This window comes from Isoptericola sp. Y581, assembly GCF_059445475.1.
Map to the genome: position 1 here is coordinate 177,261 of NZ_JCAIUK010000003.1, position 17,377 is coordinate 194,637.

A 17,377-nucleotide genomic window follows, 5' to 3' on the forward strand; every position below is an offset into this window, starting at 1 on the left:
CGGGCGGCACACCGCCCCCCCCACGACAGCCCGCCGCGGCGGGCGGACCGGGGGCGCGAGACACGCGCCCCGCAGAACGACGAGGGAGTGACCGTGACCTGGCTGGACGACCGATCGATGGCCGTGATCAGCGGCGCTGCGGTGGGCGACGCGCTCGGCGGAGCCGTCGAGGGCTGGACCCCGGAGCAGATCGAGGAGCGCCACGGCGGCCGGGTGACCGGGATCGTGGGCCCCTGGTACCCGAACTGGCGCGACGCGCGCCCCATCGCCCCGTACCACAAGGGCGACGGGCACATCACCGACGACACCCTCATGACCCGGGCCGTCGTGGAGGTCTACGCCAAGCGCCGCGACCACCTGGACGCGTACGCCGTCGCCGAGGACCTGGTGCCCCTGATGATCGGGGAGCCGCGCTGGATCCCCGAGCTCGAGTCGACGGCGCTGCTGCTGCAGCGCGTGTTCCTCGCCGAGAAGTGGATGGTCGCGCGGCTGCACTACGGGCACGTCGACCCGCGCGAGGCGGGCGTCGGGAACGTCGTCAACTGCGGGGCCGCGATGTACGTCGCGCCCGTCGGCCTCGCGAACCCCGGCGACCCGCGCGGCGCGTACGCCGAGGCGATCGACTTCACCGGGGCCCACCAGTCGAGCTACGGCCGCGAGGCGGCGGGCGTCTTCGCCGCCATGGTCGCGGCCTCGGTGGCGCCCGGCGCCACGCTCGACGACGTCGTGCACGCGGCGCTGGACGTCGCGCACGACGGCACGGCGGACGCCCTGCACGCGATGGTCGAGGCGTTCGAGGGGTGGACCACGGCGCCCACCACCGACTCCGAGGAGCGGGAGCTCGGGCGGCTGGTGCGCGAGACGGTGGCCCCGTTCGACTCCGTCGGCCCGGCCTACCGGCAGATGTCGATGGACGCGCGCCGCCCTTCGCGGACGAAGTCGATCGAGGAGCTGCCGGCGGCGCTCGGCCTGCTGCTCGGGCACCGCGGCGACTTCCGGGGCGCCGTGCTCGCGGCCGTGAACTACGGGCGCGACGCCGACTCGATCGCCGTCATGGCGGGCGCGGTCGCCGCCGGGCTCGGCGGCAGCGGCGTGGTCCCCGCCGAGTGGCTGGACGAGATCGAGGAGGCGAGCCGCACGGACGTCCGCGAGACGGGGCGGCTCATGGCTTCCGCCGCGGCGGACATCGTGCGCGCCGACGCCGAGCGGGCGCGCGCCCGCCTGGCCGGCATGGATGCGCTCGACGCTGCCGCGCCGGCCGGGTCTGACGCTCCCGGGCGCGACGCCGTCGGGGAGCCCGCGTGAGGCTCACCTGGGCCCAGCCGGAGGACCTGCTCGCCCACGAGCTCGTGCAGTCCGCCGCCGAGGGCAAGGAGACGGCCGACGTCCGCGAGCGCTGGGTGGCCGCCGGGGGAGACCCGGCGCCCGCGGTGAGCGGCGCCGGTCCGGTGCCCGCCACGCCCGCGCTGCGCGCGCTGGCCCGGGAGCTGCTGGACGAGCTCGACGCCCGGCCCGCCGCCGCGGCGCCGCAGGAGCCGGACGACTGGGACGCGATCGCCGGCCTCCTCCCCGCCGCCCCGCGGCTGCCGCGCCCGGGGTCCGACCTCGACGCCCGGGTGCTCGGCGCCTGGACCGGCCGCGCCGCGGGCTGCCTGCTCGGCAAGCCCGTGGAGAAGATCCCGCGCGCCGGGATCGAGGAGATCCTGCGCGCCACGGGTCGCTGGCCGCTGGACCGCTGGTTCACCGCCGTCGGGCTGCCCGACGACGTCGCCGCCCGCTGGCCTTGGAACCGTCGCTCCGCCCCGACCTCCCTCGAGGAGAACATCCACGGGATGCCGGAGGACGACGACCTCAACTACCCGATCCTCGCCCTCGAGCTGCTCGAGGCGCGCGGCCGGGACTTCACCACGGACGACGTCGCCCAGCTGTGGCTCGACCTGATGCCCGCCGGGCGGTCGTTCACGGCCGAGCGGGCGGCGTACCGCAACATCCTCGACGCGCGCCCCGTGCCCGGGACGGCCACGCACCACAACCCGTTCCGCGAGTGGATCGGCGCCCTCATCCGCACCGACCTGCTCGGCTGGGTCAGCCCCGGCGACGTGCGCGAGTCCGCACGGCTCGCGTGGACCGACGCCCGCCTCAGCCACACCCGCAACGGCGTGTACGGGGCCATGTGGGCCGCGGCGCTGGCGTCGGCGGCCGTCGTGTGTGACGGCGTGGACGAGGTGCTCGACGCCGGTGACGCGGTAGTGCCGCCGGGCAGCCGCCTCGCGGACGCCGTGCGGCTCGGCCGCGGGCTGGGCGCGGCGTCCGACGGCAGCGAGCCCGCCGTGCGCGCCGACCTCGACCGGCTGCATGCCGCCTACGGCGACCTGCACTGGGTGCACGTGCTGCACAACGCCGCCGTGATCGCCTACGCGCTCGCGGCGGGGCGCGGCGACTTCGGCGCCAGCGTGCCGATCGCCGTGACCGCCGGCTGGGACACCGACTCCGCGGCCGCCACGGTCGGCGGCGTCGTCGGCGCCCTGCGCGGCGCGGACGGGATCGGCGAGCGGTGGTCGGCGCCCCTCGACGGGCGGATCGCCACGTCGCTGCCCGGCGGCGAGCGGAGCATCGCCGATCTCGCCGCGCGGACGGCGGCGCTCGCGCGCCGCGCCCCGGCGCAGCAGGCTGGCGACATGACGGGCACATCGGCAGGCAGTTCAGCGGGCACGACGAACGAGTCGACGAACGAGTCGACGAACGAGTCGACGAACGAAGGGGAGATGGCGTGAGCGCGGACGGGCGCGTGGTCGTGGTCGGTTCGGCCAACGTGGACCTGGTCGTCGACGTGCCGCGGCACCCGGCCGGCGGCGAGACGATCCTGGGCGGGGACCTCCGCCGCAGCCCGGGCGGTAAGGGGGCCAACCAGGCCGCCGGCGCGTCGCGGGCCGGGGGAGCCGAGACGTCGTTCGTGGGTGCGGTGGGCCGCGACGAGTCGGCGGACCTTCTGTTTGCGTCGCTCCGGCGGGCCGGCGTGCACACCGACCTGGTCTGGCGGGTCGACGTCGCCACCGGCACGGCGCTCATCACGGTGTCGCCGGACGGCGAGAACGCGATCGTCGTCGCGCCCGGCGCGAACTCGCACCTGGCGATCCAGGAGCCGCAGGCGCGGCGGATCGCCGCGGCGGACGTCGTGCTGGCGCAGCTGGAGATCCCGCTCGACGTCGTCCTGGCCGCGGCCGCGGCGCGCCGCCCGGGCGCGCTGCTGGTGCTCAACGCGGCGCCGTCGCGCCCGCTGCCCGACGACGTGTGGGACGCCGTCGACGTGCTCGTGGTCAACGAGCACGAGGCGGCCGACCTCGCCGACCCTGCCGGATCTGCCGACCCTTCCGGTCACGCCGAGACGGCCTCGGACGCCGAGGCGCTCGCGGCCGCGCTGCTGGCGCGCGTGCCGGCGGTGGTCGTCACGCTCGGCGGCGACGGAAGCCTGGTGGCGCGCCGCGGTGAGCCGGTCGTGCGCGTGCCGGCCCACACGGTCGAGGCCGTCGACACCACCGGCGCGGGCGACACCTACTGCGGCGTGCTCGCCGCGGCCCTCGCTCGTGGGGAGACCTTGCCCGACGCCGCGCGCCTCGCCGCCGCCGCCGGCGCGCTCGCGGTGACCCGGCCGGGGGCGCAGGACGCCGTGCCCGCCGCCTCGGAGGTCGCCGCGCTCGCGGCCTCGGGGACCGCCTGAGCCGGTCCGCCTGAGCGCGCCCGCCCCCTCCGACAGCCGTAGAGAGCAGCCATGACGTACACGTTCGACCCGCTCGTCCCGCGCCCGATCGACCTGCCCACGACGGTGCCTCTCGACGGCCCGCTGGCCCCCGAGCAGAGCACGTCGCTCGACGAGGCGAAGATCTTCGTCGGTCCGCAGGACCCGGCCGACCGCCCGGCGTGGCGCGAGCGCCTCGCGACCTGGCGCGCGGACGCCCGAGAGCGGCACGGCTACACCGGCGCCGCCTACGACCGGCCCGGGGCCGGGTGGGCCGCGGGCTGCCGCACGGTGGCGCAGGTGTGGCTGTGGGACGAGCTGCTGTACTCGTTCGCCGAGCACCGGTTCACCCCGGAGGTCTTCCTCGCCGACGCGCGCGAGCGGTTCGCCGGCCTCGACGCCGTCGTGCTCTGGCACGCCTACCCGGTGATCGGCATCGACGACCGCAACCAGTGGGACTTCTACCGCGACGTGCCCGGCATCGTCGACCTCGTGGCGACGTTCCACGACGCCGGCCTGCACGTCTTCGTCGACTACAACCCCTGGGACACGGGCACCCGCCGCGGCGAGGACGACCTCACCGAGCTGGCCGCGCTGGTGCGTGACCTCGGCGCGGACGGCGTCTTCCTCGACACCCTGAAGAAGGCGGAGCCCGAGCTCGTGGCACGGCTGGAGGCCGCCCGGCCCGGCATCGTGCTCGAGGGCGAGTCGAAGCTGCCCGTCGAGCGCATCGAGGACCACTCCTCGTCCTGGGCCCAGTTCTTCGCCGACTCGCCCGTGCCCGGCGTGCTGCGGGCGCACTGGTACGAGCGGCGGCACATGCAGCACCACGTGCGGCGCTGGCACCGCGACCACACCGAGGAGCTGCAGTCCGCGTGGCTCAACGGCGTGGGCGTGATGGTGTGGGAGGTCGTGTTCGGGGTGTGGGTCGGCTGGTCGGCACGCGACGCCGCGACCGTGCGGCGCATGGTGACCGTGCAGCGCGCGGCGCGCGAGCTGCTGCTCGACGGCGACTGGACCCCGCTCGCGGAGCTCGCCCCCGAGGCCGAGGCCGCCGGGGTGTACGCGTCGCGGTGGGAGGCCGACGGCGTCGCGCTGTGGACGCTGGTCAACCGCGGCGACGAGGACTATGCCGGGCCCGTGCTCGCGGTCGGCGACGAGCGCGTCACCGTCCCCGCCCGGGGCATCGCGGCGCTGCTGCACACCGGCGCCGGCGCGCCGCCGTGGGCGGCCGGGCTGCGCGCCGTCGTCGACGTCCTCGACGGTGGCCTCGACGGCGGTCACAAGGAAGGCCACGAGGGCGGCGCGCTGCGCCACGACCCGGACGCCCGCTTCCCGCACCGCCTCGCCCGCCGGCTCCGCGCGGACGCCCCGAACCAGCGAGGTCTCGGTTTCGACAGGCTCAACCAGCGAGCGGGCCTCGCGCCCGACGCGGGTCCCGACGTCCTGCCCGACCGCGACGCCGTCGTCGTGCCCGCCGGCCCGTACGTGCTCACGGTGCGCCACCGCGCCCGGGAGACCGGCATGTACCAGGGCGCGCCGTACGTCGACGAGTGGAAGCCGCTGCCCCCGCGCCTGCACGACGCCCGCACGCTGCAGCGCGACGGGGAGCTTGCGGCGCCGGTCGCCGTCGCCGCCACGGACGTGACGAACGTGCAGTTCGCCGAGTTCCTCGACGCCACCGGCTACGCGCCGGCCGTGGGGCACCGCTTCCTGGCGCACTGGGCGGACGGCCGCCCGGTGCCGGGCACCGAGGACGAGCCGGTGACGTTCGTCGACCTCGACGACGCGCGGGCGTACTGCGCCTGGCGCGGCGGGCGGCTGCCCACCGAGGACGAGTGGCAGCTCGCGGGCGAGGGGCGACCCGGGCAGCCGGCGTTCCGCCGCGGCACGCCCGCCGTGTGGGCCTGGACGGACAGCGAGCACAGCGACGGCCGCACGCGGTACGTCATGCTCAAGGGAGGCAGCGACTACCGCGCCGAGGGCTCGGACTGGTACGTCGAGGGCGGCCGGCACGCGCCCGACTACGCGGTGAAGCTGCTGCTGCCCGGCCTCGGCCTGGCACGCGGCGCGACGGTCGGGTTCCGGTGCGCGTGGGACCTGCCGGACGCGCTGCCCGTGACGGACACGACGGAGGTGACCCGATGACCGTCTCGCGCGACCCCGGCTCCGGCGCGCTCGCCGGCCTCCGCGTCGTCGACGCGTCCACCCTGTTCGCCGGCCCGATGGCGGCCATGCACCTCGGCGACATGGGCGCCGACGTCGTCAAGGTGGAGCACCCGACCAAGCCCGACCCGTCGCGCACGCACGGCGCGGCGAAGGACGGCGTCAACCTCTGGTGGAAGACGCTCGGGCGCAACAAGCGCACGATCACGGCGAACCTCGGAAGCGCGGGCGGCCGGGAGGTCTTCCTCGCGCTGGCGGAGCGCTCGGACGTCGTCATCGAGAACTTCCGGCCGGGCACGCTCGAGCGGTGGGGGCTCGGCTACGACGAGCTGTCGGCCCGCAACCCGCGGCTCGTGCTGGCGCGGGTCAGCGGTTTCGGGCAGCTCGGGCCGTACCGCACGCGCCCCGGCTTCGGCACCCTCGCGGAGGCGATGAGTGGGTTCGCCGCGATGACCGGCGAACCTGACGGCGCGCCCACGCTCCCGCCCTTCGGCCTGGCGGACGGCGTGGCTTCCCTGGCGACGGCGTTCGCGATCATGGTCGCCCTGTCCACGCGGGAGGCCACGGGCCGCGGGCAGGTGGTCGACACCGCCATCGTGGAGCCGATCCTCGCGATGCTCGGGCCGCAGATCACCCGCTGGGACCAGCTGGGCACGGTGCAGCCGCGCACCGGCAACCGGTCGGCCAACAACGCGCCCCGCAACACCTACCGCACCAGCGACGGGCAGTGGGTCGCGGTCTCCACGTCGGCGCAGTCGATCGCCGAGCGGGTGATGCGCCTCGTGGGCCGCCCCGAGCTGATCGACGAGCCGTGGTTCGCTCGCGGCGTCGACCGGGCGCAGCACGCCGACGAGCTCGACGCGGCGGTGGGCGGCTGGATCGCCGCGCGCACGCGGGACGAGGTGGTCGCGGCGTTCGAGGAGGCGCAGGCCGCGGTGGCGCCGATCTACGACGCGCACGACATCGTGGACGACCCGCAGTTCCGCGCCCTCGGGACGATCCACGAGATCGACGACCCGGAGCTCGGCCCCGTGCTCATGCAGGGTCCGCTGTTCCGGCTGTCCGGCAACGACGGCGTCATCCGCCACACCGGCCGGCCCCACGGCGCGGACACGGACGCCGTGCTCGGGGAGCTCGGCTTCGCGCCCGAGCGCGTCGCGGCGCTGCGGGACGAGGGGGCGGTATGACGCCGGGCACGGCGGCGAGCCCCGGGCACGACGCCCCGGCCGCGCAGCCGCTCACCCTCCTGTACGTGCCTGCCGACCGTCCCGACCGCGTCGCGAAGGCGCTGGCCTCCGGCGCGGACGCCGTGCTCGTCGACCTGGAGGACGCCGTCGCCCCCGCGGCGAAGGGCACCGCGCGCGGGAACCTCGCGGGGTTGCTGGGCGGCGAGCCGTCGGACTTGGCCGACCATCCCCAGGTGCAGGTGCGGATCAACCACGCGGGCACGCCCTGGCACGCCGACGACGTGGCCGCCGTGGCGGCCCTGCCCGGCGAGGTCGCGGCGCGGGCGCCCAAGGTGGAGACGCCGGCCGAGGTGCGGGCGCTCGCCGCCGCGCTGCCAGGCCGCCGCCTGCACCTGCTGCTCGAGACCGCGCTGGGCGTGGAGCGGGCGTTCGAGCTCGCGTCCGCGTCGCCGCAGGTCGCGTCGATCGGCCTGGGCGAGGCAGACCTGCGCTCCGACCTGCGCGTGGACGACGATGCCGGCCTGACCTGGGCGCGCGCCCGGGTGGTCGTGGCGGCGCGCGCCGCCGGGCTGCCGGCCCCCGCGATGTCCGCGTACACCCGGGTGCGCGACCTCGACGGCCTGGCCGCGTCGTGCCGCGCCGGCCGCGCGCTCGGCTTCTGCGGCCGCACCGCCATCCACCCGACCCAGCTCGACACCATCCGCCAGGCCTTCGCACCCACCGCGGACGAGGTCGTCCGGGCGCGCGATGTCGTGCGCGCCGTGGCCGACGCCGCGGCCGCCGGGTCCGGCACCGTCGTCCTGGCCGACGGCACGTTCCTCGACGTCGCGATGGTGGAGCGCGCGCGCTGGACCCTCGCGCTCGCGCAGCGCGCGGCGCTTCGGGAGCCGTGACGGGCCCCGGCCGTCGGTGAGCATCGCCTGACGTCCCGGAGTACCGCAGACTCGACGCATGGGTCCGCGCGCCTTCCGCTGGGTGCTGCACGTCGACCTCGACCAGTTCCTGGCCGCGGTCGAGGTCCTGCGGCGCCCGGAGCTCGCCGGGAGGCCGGTGATCGTCGGCGGGCGCGGCGACCCGACCGAACGCGCCGTGGTCTCCACGGCCTCGTACGAGGCGCGGGCGTACGGCGTCGGGTCGGGGATGCCGCTGCGCATCGCGGCCCGCAAGGTGCCGGACGCGGTCATCCTCCCGGTGGACCGCGAGGTGTACGACGCGGCCTCCGCGCAGGTGCTGGATGCGCTCCGCGGGCTCGGCACGGTGGTGGAGGTCCTCGGCTGGGACGAGGCGTTCCTGGGCACCGACGCCGACGACCCGGAGGCGTTCGCCCGCCGTGCGCAGCGGGCCGTGCTCGACGCCACCGCGCTGCACTGCTCGGTGGGCATCGGCGATAACAAGGTCCGCGCCAAGATCGCGACCGGGTTCGGCAAGCCGGCGGGCGTCTTCCGGCTCACCGCGGACAACTGGTTCGCGGTGATGGGCGCACGGCCCGCCATCGACCTGTGGGGCGTGGGATCCAAGGTGTCGGGGCGCCTGGCTGCGCACGGCATCGACACGGTGGCGCAGCTCGCCGCCGCGGACGACGCGGTCCTGGTCGGCGAGTTCGGGCCGCGCATGGGCGTCTGGTACGGCGAGCTGGGGCGCGGGCGCGGCTCCGCCGTCGTCGACGACACGCCCTGGGTGGCGCGCGGGCACGGTCGCGAGACCACGTTCCAGCAGAACCTCGCGACGCCGGAGCAGGTGGCCGCGGCGCTGCGGGAGCTCGCCGCGCAGGTGCACGCCGACACGGAGGCCGAGGGCCGGGCGGTCGTGCGGGTGGGCCTCAAGGTGCGTTACGCGCCGTTCTTCACCCGGACGCTCTCGCGGAAGCTGCCGGCGCCCACGCGGTCGCTCGAGAAGCTGACCGCCGCCGTACTCGGCCTCGCGGCCGGGATGGAGCCCGGCCGCGAGGTGCGGCTGCTCGGCGTCCGCGCCGAGATGGTCATGCCGGACCCGGGGCTCGAGGTGTCGCGATGACGACATGACGATCTGCGACACGGCCGACCCGGTGACACCGCACGCCGGGTGACACATCCTCGGAGGCGGGCTCGTCGGAGCCCTTGCCCGGGGAAGAGGAGCACCAGGATGCGTCGTTCACTGCTCGCAGGTCTCACGGCGGCCGCCGTGGCCACCGCCTCCTTTGACGGCCTGGCCGCCGCGGACGAGCCGGGCGCCAGCCCGGCCCCGGAGGCGCCGGCGTCGGGGTCGGCGTCCGTCACGCTGCTGACCGGCGACACGGTCCGGCTGGACGAGGTCGACGGCCGCCGCGCGGTGACGATCGACCCGGGCGAGGGGCGCGAGGCGATCGACGTCCACCAGCTGGAGATCGACGGCGAGCTCTACGTGCTGCCGCTCGACGTCGTGCCCTACGTGGCCGAGGACCTGCTGGACCGCGAGCTGTTCGGCGTCGACGCGCTGATCTCCCAGGGGTACGACGACGCCTCCACCGACAGGCTGCCGGTGATCGCCACCTTCGCGGACGGCGCGCGGGCGGCCGCGGCCGAGCCCTTCGCCGCGGCCGCGAAGGAGGAGCGGCTGGAGAGCATCGACGCGCAGGCGCTCGCCGTCGACAAGGACGACGCCGAACGGTTCTGGGAGTCGCTCACGGGCGCCGCGGGCTCCCGGGCGGCGGGCGCCGCCGAGGGGGCGACGACGCTCTCCCGGGGCGTGGAGAAGCTGTGGCTCGACGGTCAGGTGCAGGCCGACCTGGACGAGAGCACCGCCCAGATCGGCGCCCCCACCGTGTGGGACGCCGGCGTCGACGGCAGCGGGGCGACGGTGGCGGTGCTGGACACCGGCGTCGACGCGGACCACCCGGACCTGGCGGGCAAGGTCGCGGCGCAGGAGAACTTCTCCCCGACCCCGACCGCGCACGACGGGCACGGGCACGGCACGCACGTGGCGTCGACCGTCGCCGGGACGGGTGCCGGCTCCGACGGCCGCCGCGCCGGCGTGGCGCCCGGCGCCGAGATCCTCTCGGGCAAGGTCCTGTCGGACGAGGGCTCGGGCTACGAGTCCGACATCATCGCCGGCATGGAGTGGGCCGCCGGCGCGGGGGCGGACGTCGTCAACCTGAGCCTGGGCGGCGGTGCGACCGACGGCACGGACCCCCTGAGCCAGGCGGTCGACGAGCTGTCCGCGGCCGACGACGTGCTGTTCGTCGTCGCCGCCGGCAACGAGGGACCGGGCGACGGGACGATCGGCGCCCCGGGCGCCGCGGACTCGGCGCTGACCGTCGGGGCGGTGGACCGGGACGACGTTCTCGCCGACTTCTCCAGCCGTGGTCCGCGGCTCGGCGACCTGGCCGTCAAGCCGGACCTCACCGCCCCCGGCGTCGGGATCGTCGCCGCGCGCGCGGCCGGGACGTCCCTGGGCTCGCCGGTCGACGACCTCTACACGGCCGCCAGCGGCACCTCCATGGCCGCGCCGCACGTGGCCGGCGCTGCCGCGCTCCTCGCGGCGGCGCACCCGGACTGGTCCGGGCCGCGGCTGAAGGACGCCCTGGTCAGCACGTCCGTCAAGGGCGGCGACACCGCGTACGAGCAGGGCGGCGGGCGCGTCGACGTCGCCCGGGCGTTCACGCAGACCGTGTCCGGCACGGGCAGCGTGCACCTCGGGAGCTTCACCGACGGCGACACGGCCCCCGCCACCGCGGAGGTCACCTGGACCAACACGGGCGACGCCGACGTCGAGCTGTCCCTGCGGCTGGACCTCACCGACGGGCACGGGGACCCGACGGGTGGCGCGGTCGACGTCGGCGCGGACTCGGTGACCGTCCCGGCCGGGGGCAGCGCCACCACGGAGGTCGCGGCCGACGTCGGGGCGTTGCCCGTGGGGCAGCACACCGGCTGGCTGACCGCCACCGCCGGCGACACCGTGGTGCACACCACCGTCGGCGTCGTCAAGGACCCGCCGATCCACACGGTGACCGTCCGGGGCGTCAACCGGGCGGGCGAGGAGGCCATGGCGAGCCCCGTGGTCCTGCTGGGCGACGATCCGCGGTTCGACGTCCTCACCTTCGACAAGCCCGGCGAGACGCGTCAGGTGCAGGTGGGCGAGGGCTCGTACTTCCTGCACGCGATGGTGAACGACGGGCAGGGGGAGTCGTCGGTGATCGTCGACCCGGACCTGGAGATCACCGGGGACAGGGAGCTCGTGCTGGACGCCCGCGACGCGAACCGCGTGCAGATCGACACGCCGCGGCCGGCCGAGCCGCGCGGCACGCTCGGGTTCACGACGTACCGCGACACCGGGACCCGGACCATGTCGAACTCGACGATGAAGTTCGACGGGACCTCGAAGATCAACGTCACGCCCACCGCGCGGGCGGACGGCGGCTACTTCGAGTTCACGTCCCGCTGGCAGCTCTCGGCCCCCATGCTCCGGGTGCGGGAGCCCGGCAGCCACGGCCACGGGCGCGGCCTGGACCTGTGGCCGAAGTACGAGCGGTACTCGCCGCAGGCGGACCTGCGCGGCGCCCTCCCGGTCGTCGACGTCGGGCGCGGGCTCGCCGAGGACTACGCCGGGCGGGACGTCGCCGGGGCGGTCGTCGTCGTGCACCTGGACAGCAAGGGGCAGGAGCGGGCCGCCGCCGCGGCCGCGGCGGACGCGAGCGCCGCGATGGTGCTGATCGCGCCGGCGGAGGGGCTGTCGTGGTGGGTGAAGTTCACGGGCCGCGGCGAGCGGCTGCCGGTCCCGGTCGCGGTCCTGGCACCCGAGGAGGTGCGGCAGCTCGCGGACCGACTGGAGCGGGGGCGGACCCGGCTGAAGGTGAGCGGGGACCAGCAGTCCGCGTACCGGTACGACGTCGTCCAGGTGTCGGCGGGCCGGGTCCCCGAGCACGTCGTGCACGAGGTGTCGCGGGCGAACACCGCGATGATCACCGCGAGGTACCACGAGATGGGCGGCACCGAGTGGTCCAAGGAGCAGCGGTTCGCGTGGCGGCCGTGGCAGCGGTCCACGATCGTCGAGTCCCAGCACGAGCTGCGGACACCGCAGGCGCGCACCGAGTACGTGTCGGCCGGCGACACCCTCTGGCGCCAGCACGTGCTGCACCAGGACACATGGGACGAGCTGAACCCGATCAGCGGCGGCGCGTCGCACGAGCTGCGCACGTACGACCCCGGCGAGAAGGTCACCTACGACTGGTACGGCGGCGTGCAGCGGCCGGCCGTCCGCGAGGCGTCCCGCACGGGCGACGAGCTGACGATCGAGGTGCCCGAGTTCGTCCAGGGTGCCGGGGAGACGTCCGCCCGGGCTGCGGCGCCCGAGGTCACAGGGCGGGTGCTCGAGGACGGCGAGGTCATCGGCGAGGGCCCCGTCTGGGGCACCTTCCGGGCGAGCAAGCACACGGCGAAGTACCAGGTCGAGCTGACGACCCGGCGCGTGGGGTCGGACTGGGCCTTCGCCACCACGACCGAGTCGGTGTGGACCTTCGGCTCGCGGCGTCCCGCCGAGGGCCGGTCGGCCGGGCTGCCGATGATGCGCGTCGACTACGACGTGCCCGTCGGCCTCGACAACCTCGTGGACACGCGCCGGCCGTTCCACGACGTGGCGTTCCGGGTGGAGCACCCCGGGCTGTCGGGCCGAGCGCCGCGCGTGGCAGCGCTCGAGGCGCGGGTCTCGTTCGACGACGGGGCGACCTGGGAGCGGCTGGACGTGTCGCGGTCCCGCGACGGGCGCACGTTCGACGCCCGCGTGGTGCAGGGCAGGCGCACCGGGCCGGTGACCCTGGACGTGCGGGTGCGTGACGCCGACGGCAACACGGTGCGGCAGACGGTGGAGCGCGCTTACGGCATCGCGTGACCGCCGGGGTGGCCGGCCGGCTGGCCGGCTGGGCGCGCGGGGGAGCCGTCGTCGGTCAGCCACCCGCGCTGGGCGGCCTGCCAGGCGAACTGCATCCGGGTCTGCGCCCCGGTCAGGTCCATCAGGTCGCTGACCCGGCGCTGCACGGTGCGGGTGCTCATCCCCAGCCGGGTCGCGATCGCCTTGTCGCTCACGCCGGCGACGAGCAGCGACAGCAGCCGACGCTCGTCGGTGGCCAGGGGAGCGGCGGGGGACCGGGCGGCGAGCGTGCCCCCGCCCCCGTCGCCGTCTCGGCCTCGCTTGCTGGCACCGGCGACCAGGAGCGGGGAGGCGCTCACCCAGTAGCTCTCGAACAGGGCGATCAGGGCTGTGAGCAGGTCGCTGTCGCGGACCAGGGCGGCGGTCGGCTCGGTGACCCCGTCGCGCGCCGGGACCAGCGGGAGCAGGGCGACCGAGCCGTCCGCCACGGCCAGCCGGACCGGGAGCGACGGGGCCGCCCGCGCCTCTTCTCCCGCCTCGACGCCGAGCACGAGGCTGTCGATCATGCCCGGCTCCTCGAGCAACGCCTGCTCGTAGACCACCCGGTACCGCACGCCGCGGGCCAGCATGGCGAACTCCTCGTCGTTCTCCGTCGAGGGCATCGCCACGTGCCCCGCCCGGCAGAACCACAGGATCTCCGAGCGCGTGGAGAGCTGCAGGCTGCGCAGCGCCTGCCGCAGCGCCGCCTGGCCGGTGACCACCTCGACCAGCCGGTCCGCATGGCGCCGGCGGGTGCTGGCGCGGTGCTCCTCGGCGAGCTCGGCGATCGCCGTCGTGGCCTGGTGCAGCGCCGCCTGGGTGTCCAGGAGCAGCGGGCCGAGGGCGACCTCGGGGGCCGTCGCGGTGTACCGCGCCGGCTCGCCGTGGGCCGCGGCGAGGCCGTGCTCGACGAGGCGGCCGAGGACCTCCGCGACGGCGTCGCTCGGGGACCCGAGCACCTCGGCCAGGTGGGGCACGTCCGACGTGCCGACGGTCACGAGCAGCCGGTACAGCCGCTCCTCGTCCGGCGCGACACCGGCCACCGCGAGCGCCGACGCGATCCCGGCGGCGGGGTCGTCGCCGTCCGCGCGCCCCTCGCCGATGGCGGTCGTCCGTGCCTGGTGCATCGTTCCCCGGTCCGTGCGCGGTCAGGTCGGGACCCAATGTAGGCGGCGGCCGCGGTCGGCGCGCCCCCGCCGTCGGTCGTCCGGTCGCCCATGATGCGATTGTCGGACGGCCGTCACGATCCTGCAGTACGCTCGGGCCGCATGGCCCACCCCACGCCGTCCGAGCCGCCGACGCCCCCCTCGCCGCCGTCGTCCAACGAGCGTGAGCTCGAGGCCGAGATCGTCACCGACCTGCGCGACCGGATGACGTACGGGTCGTACCTGCAGCTGGACCGGTTGCTGTCCGCGCAGGTCCCCGTGAGCAGCCCCGAGCACCACGACGAGATGCTCTTCATCGTCCAGCACCAGACGACGGAGCTGTGGCTCAAGCTGGTGCTCCACGAGCTGCTCTCGGCGCGCGAGCTCCTGGCCGCGGACGACCTGCCGGCGGCGCTCAAGCGCATCGCGCGGGTCAAGCACATCCAGAAGACGCTGACCGAGCAGTGGTCCGTGCTTGCGACGCTCACCCCGAGTGAGTACGGCGAGTTCCGGGGCTCCCTCGCGAACGCGTCGGGGTTCCAGTCGTGGCAGTACCGCGCGGTGGAGTTCCTGCTCGGCAACAAGAACCACCGCATGCTGCGGGTCTTCGACGCCGAGCCCGAGGCGCAGGCGGTGCTCGCTCGGCTGCTCGCCGAGCCGAGCGTCTACGACGAGTTCCTGCGCTACCTCGCGCGCCAGGGGCACGCCGTCCCGCGGCACCTGCTGGAGCGGGACGTCACGCGCGCCCACACCCACGACGAGGGCCTCGTCGAGGTCTTCCGGGCGATCTACGCCGACCCGCAGGCACACTGGTCCGCCTACGAGGCGTGCGAGGAGCTCGTCGACCTGGAGGACAACTTCCAGCTCTGGCGGTTCCGCCACCTGCGCACCGTGCAGCGCATCATCGGCTTCAAGCGCGGCACCGGCGGGTCCTCGGGCGCCGCCTTCCTCAAGAAGGCCCTCGACCTCACCTTCTTCCCCGAGCTGTTCGCCGTGCGCACGGAGCTCGGCGCCTGATGGGGGTTTCGACAGGCTCAACCACCGGGGGGCTGCCGCGCCGCGTCCCGCGCGCACGCCCTGTCGACGGCGGCGTCCTGCTGCCCGGGTTCGTCGACGCGCACGTGCACCTGGCCCTCCTCGACGGATCCCTCGGCGCGCGCGGCGGCCCCGGCGTGCTGCGGGCCGCCGGGATCGCCGGTGTCGACGACCTCGGCGCGGAGCCGGGCCGGGCCGCGACCTGGCCGGGCACGCCCGGCTTCCCGCACGTCCGGTTCGCCGGCGCGTTCCTCGCCGCCCCCGGCGGGTACCCGTCCGACCGGTCGTGGGCGCCCGACGGCTGCGTCGAGCCCGTCGCCTCGCCCGAGGACGCCGAGGCCGCCGTCGCCCGCCAGGTCGGGGTCGGCGCCTCGTACGTCAAGGTGACGCTGCACTCCGGGGGGCCGATGCTGGACGACGCGGCGCTGGCCGCGGTCGTGCGCGCGGCCCGAGCGCACGGCGTGCCCGTCGTCGCGCACGCCGAGGGGCACGGCCAGGCCGAGCGGGCGCTCGCGGCCGGCGTCGACCGGCTCGCGCACACCCCGTGGACCGAGCGCCTGTCCGACGCGGTCGTCGAGGCCGCCGCGGCACGGCAGGTCTGGGTCAGCACGCTGGACATCCACGGCTGGGGCACGCCCGACGCCCAGCAGGAGCGGGACCGGGAGGCCGCGCTCGACAACCTGCGGCGCTTCCACACCGCGGGCGGCGTGGTCGCCTACGGCACCGACCTCGGCAACGGGTCGCTGCCCGTCGGGCTGAACGTCCGCGAGCTACGGGCGCTGGGCGACGCCGGCCTGGAGGCCCCCGCCCTGCTCCGGGCGCTGACCTCCCGGCCCGTGCCCGGCCTGGCGACATTCCTGCCGGGCAGCCCGCCCGACGCCGCCACCGGAGCCGCCGAGCTGGTCGAGCTCCTCGCCCACGCCACCGTCGTCGCCGACCCTGATACCGCCATCACCCCCGCCATCGCCCCCGAGGAGGACGCGCCGTGACCATCCCCGCAGCCGCACCGACCCCCGCGGCCCGCGCCGCCGCGCTCGACGTCGCCGACCCGCTCGCCGCCTACCGGGACCGCTTCGTGCCGTCCGACGACGTGGTCGCCTACCTCGACGGCAACTCCCTGGGCCGCCCCACGAGGGCCGCGGCTCGCCGTCTCGCGGGCTTCGCCACCGAGGAGTGGGGGGCGCGCCTCATCCGCGGCTGGGACGAGTCCTGGTACGAGCTGCCGCTGACGCTCGGCGACCGGATCGGCGACGTCGTCCTCGGCGCGGCACCCGGCCAGACGTTCGTCGGCGACTCGACCACGGTCGTCCTCTACAAGCTGGTGCGGGCGGCGCTCGACCTGCCGGCCGTCGCCGGGCGCGACGAGATCGTGGTCGACTCGGGGAACTTCCCCACGGACCGCTACCTGCTCGAGGGGATCGCGGCCGAGCGCGGCAAGCGGCTCGTATGGCTGCACCCGGACCCCGCGGCGGGCGTGACGCCGGCCGACGTCGGGGCGGTGCTGGGCGACCGCACCGCGCTGGTGCTGCTCAGCCACGTCGCGTACCGCTCGGGGTATCGCACCGACGCCGCGCAGGTGACGCGGCTGGCCCACGACGCCGGCGCCTTGGTCCTGTGGGACCTGTGCCACTCGGCGGGGGCGGTGCCGGTCGCGCTCGACGAGTGGGGCGCCGACCTCGCCGCCGGGTGCACGTACAAGTACCTGAACGGCGGCCCGGGCTCGCCCGCCTTCGGCTACGTGCGTTCCGACCTGGTCGACCAGCTGCGCCAGCCGATCCAGGGTTGGATGGGTGCCGACGCCCCCTTCGAGATGGGCCCGGCCTACGCCCCGCACGCCGGGATCCGCCGGTTCGTGTCCGGCACGCCGGCCATCACCTCGATGCTGGCGATGCAGGACATGCTCGACCTGATCTCGGCCGCCGGCATGGACGCGATCCGCGCCAAGTCGGTGCGGCTCACGCGGTTCGCGCTCGAGCTGACCGACGAGCTGCTGGTGCCGCTGGGCGTGGAGGTCGCCTCCCCGCGCGACGCCGAGAGCCGCGGCTCGCACGTGACGATCGACCACCCCGAGTTCGCGGACGTCGTGGCCGAGCTGTGGGAGCAGGGGGTCGTGCCCGACTTCCGCCGCCCGCACGGCATCCGCCTCGGCCTGTCGCCCCTGTCGACGTCGTTCGACGAGGTGCGCGTGGGCGTCGAGGCCGTCCGGTCCGCCCTCCTGCGCCGCGCGGGCTGACGGCAGCTGACAGCCC

General features: G+C 75.8%; 12 protein-coding genes. 11 read left to right on the plus strand and 1 reads right to left on the minus strand.

Features of this window, described 5'->3' with window-relative positions; translation table 11 throughout:
- The 8 genes from AC1C2W_RS06985 to AC1C2W_RS07020 form a co-directional block, all read left to right on the plus strand.
- Positions 1 to 1,305 (plus strand): ADP-ribosylglycohydrolase family protein (locus AC1C2W_RS06985; RefSeq protein ID WP_495412726.1); only part of this gene is annotated, 1,305 nt, incomplete at its 5' end.
- Positions 1,302 to 2,774, plus strand: a complete 1,473-nt coding sequence (locus tag AC1C2W_RS06990) for an ADP-ribosylglycohydrolase family protein (RefSeq protein ID WP_495389450.1) — start codon at positions 1,302 to 1,304, stop codon at positions 2,772 to 2,774. The genes AC1C2W_RS06985 and AC1C2W_RS06990, both read left to right, overlap by 4 nt.
- On the plus strand, positions 2,771 to 3,718 hold the full coding sequence (locus AC1C2W_RS06995) for a ribokinase (protein WP_495389449.1): 948 nt from the start codon (positions 2,771 to 2,773) through the stop codon (positions 3,716 to 3,718). The genes AC1C2W_RS06990 and AC1C2W_RS06995 overlap by 4 nt, the downstream gene beginning before the upstream one ends.
- 51 nt (positions 3,719 to 3,769) lie before the next feature.
- Positions 3,770 to 5,884, plus strand: a complete 2,115-nt coding sequence (locus tag AC1C2W_RS07000; RefSeq protein WP_495412727.1) for an SUMF1/EgtB/PvdO family nonheme iron enzyme — start codon at positions 3,770 to 3,772, stop codon at positions 5,882 to 5,884.
- Positions 5,881 to 7,089: a CaiB/BaiF CoA transferase family protein gene (locus AC1C2W_RS07005; protein WP_495389447.1), complete on the plus strand. Its 1,209-nt coding sequence runs from the start codon at positions 5,881 to 5,883 to the stop codon at positions 7,087 to 7,089. Before AC1C2W_RS07000 ends, AC1C2W_RS07005 begins: the two co-directional genes overlap by 4 nt.
- Positions 7,086 to 7,982 (plus strand): HpcH/HpaI aldolase/citrate lyase family protein, encoded by an 897-nt coding sequence (locus tag AC1C2W_RS07010; RefSeq protein ID WP_495412728.1) that lies wholly within the window; start codon positions 7,086 to 7,088, stop codon positions 7,980 to 7,982. The genes AC1C2W_RS07005 and AC1C2W_RS07010 overlap by 4 nt, the downstream gene beginning before the upstream one ends.
- Positions 7,983 to 8,040: 58 nt before the next feature.
- Positions 8,041 to 9,102: a DNA polymerase IV gene (locus tag AC1C2W_RS07015; RefSeq protein WP_495412729.1), complete on the plus strand. Its 1,062-nt coding sequence runs from the start codon at positions 8,041 to 8,043 to the stop codon at positions 9,100 to 9,102.
- Positions 9,103 to 9,210: 108 nt separating this feature from the next.
- A complete protein-coding gene (locus tag AC1C2W_RS07020) occupies positions 9,211 to 12,930 on the plus strand; it encodes a S8 family serine peptidase (RefSeq protein WP_495412730.1) in 3,720 nt (1,239 codons plus the stop codon).
- Here AC1C2W_RS07020 and AC1C2W_RS07025 read toward each other — a convergent pair.
- Positions 12,915 to 14,075, minus strand: coding sequence for a helix-turn-helix domain-containing protein (locus AC1C2W_RS07025; protein WP_495389440.1), 1,161 nt, complete (start codon positions 14,073 to 14,075; stop codon positions 12,915 to 12,917). The genes AC1C2W_RS07020 and AC1C2W_RS07025 overlap by 16 nt on opposite strands.
- Positions 14,076 to 14,216: 141 nt before the next feature.
- Here AC1C2W_RS07025 and kynA point away from each other — a divergent pair, with 141 nt between their 5' ends.
- Genes kynA through AC1C2W_RS07040 form a run of 3 tightly spaced genes read left to right on the plus strand, consistent with a single transcriptional unit; the run spans position 14,217 to position 17,361 of the window.
- Positions 14,217 to 15,110, plus strand: coding sequence for a tryptophan 2,3-dioxygenase (gene kynA, locus AC1C2W_RS07030; protein ID WP_495389439.1), 894 nt, complete (start codon positions 14,217 to 14,219; stop codon positions 15,108 to 15,110).
- The gene (locus AC1C2W_RS07035) at positions 15,110 to 16,117 is read left to right on the plus strand and encodes an amidohydrolase family protein (protein ID WP_495412731.1); all 1,008 of its coding nucleotides are present in this window, start codon (positions 15,110 to 15,112) and stop codon (positions 16,115 to 16,117) included. Before kynA ends, AC1C2W_RS07035 begins: the two co-directional genes overlap by 1 nt.
- Before the next feature lie 2 nt (positions 16,118 to 16,119).
- Entirely contained in the window at positions 16,120 to 17,361 is a 1,242-nt protein-coding gene (locus tag AC1C2W_RS07040) for a kynureninase (RefSeq protein WP_495389505.1), read from the plus strand.
- The last annotated feature ends 16 nt before the right edge of the window (positions 17,362 to 17,377 follow it).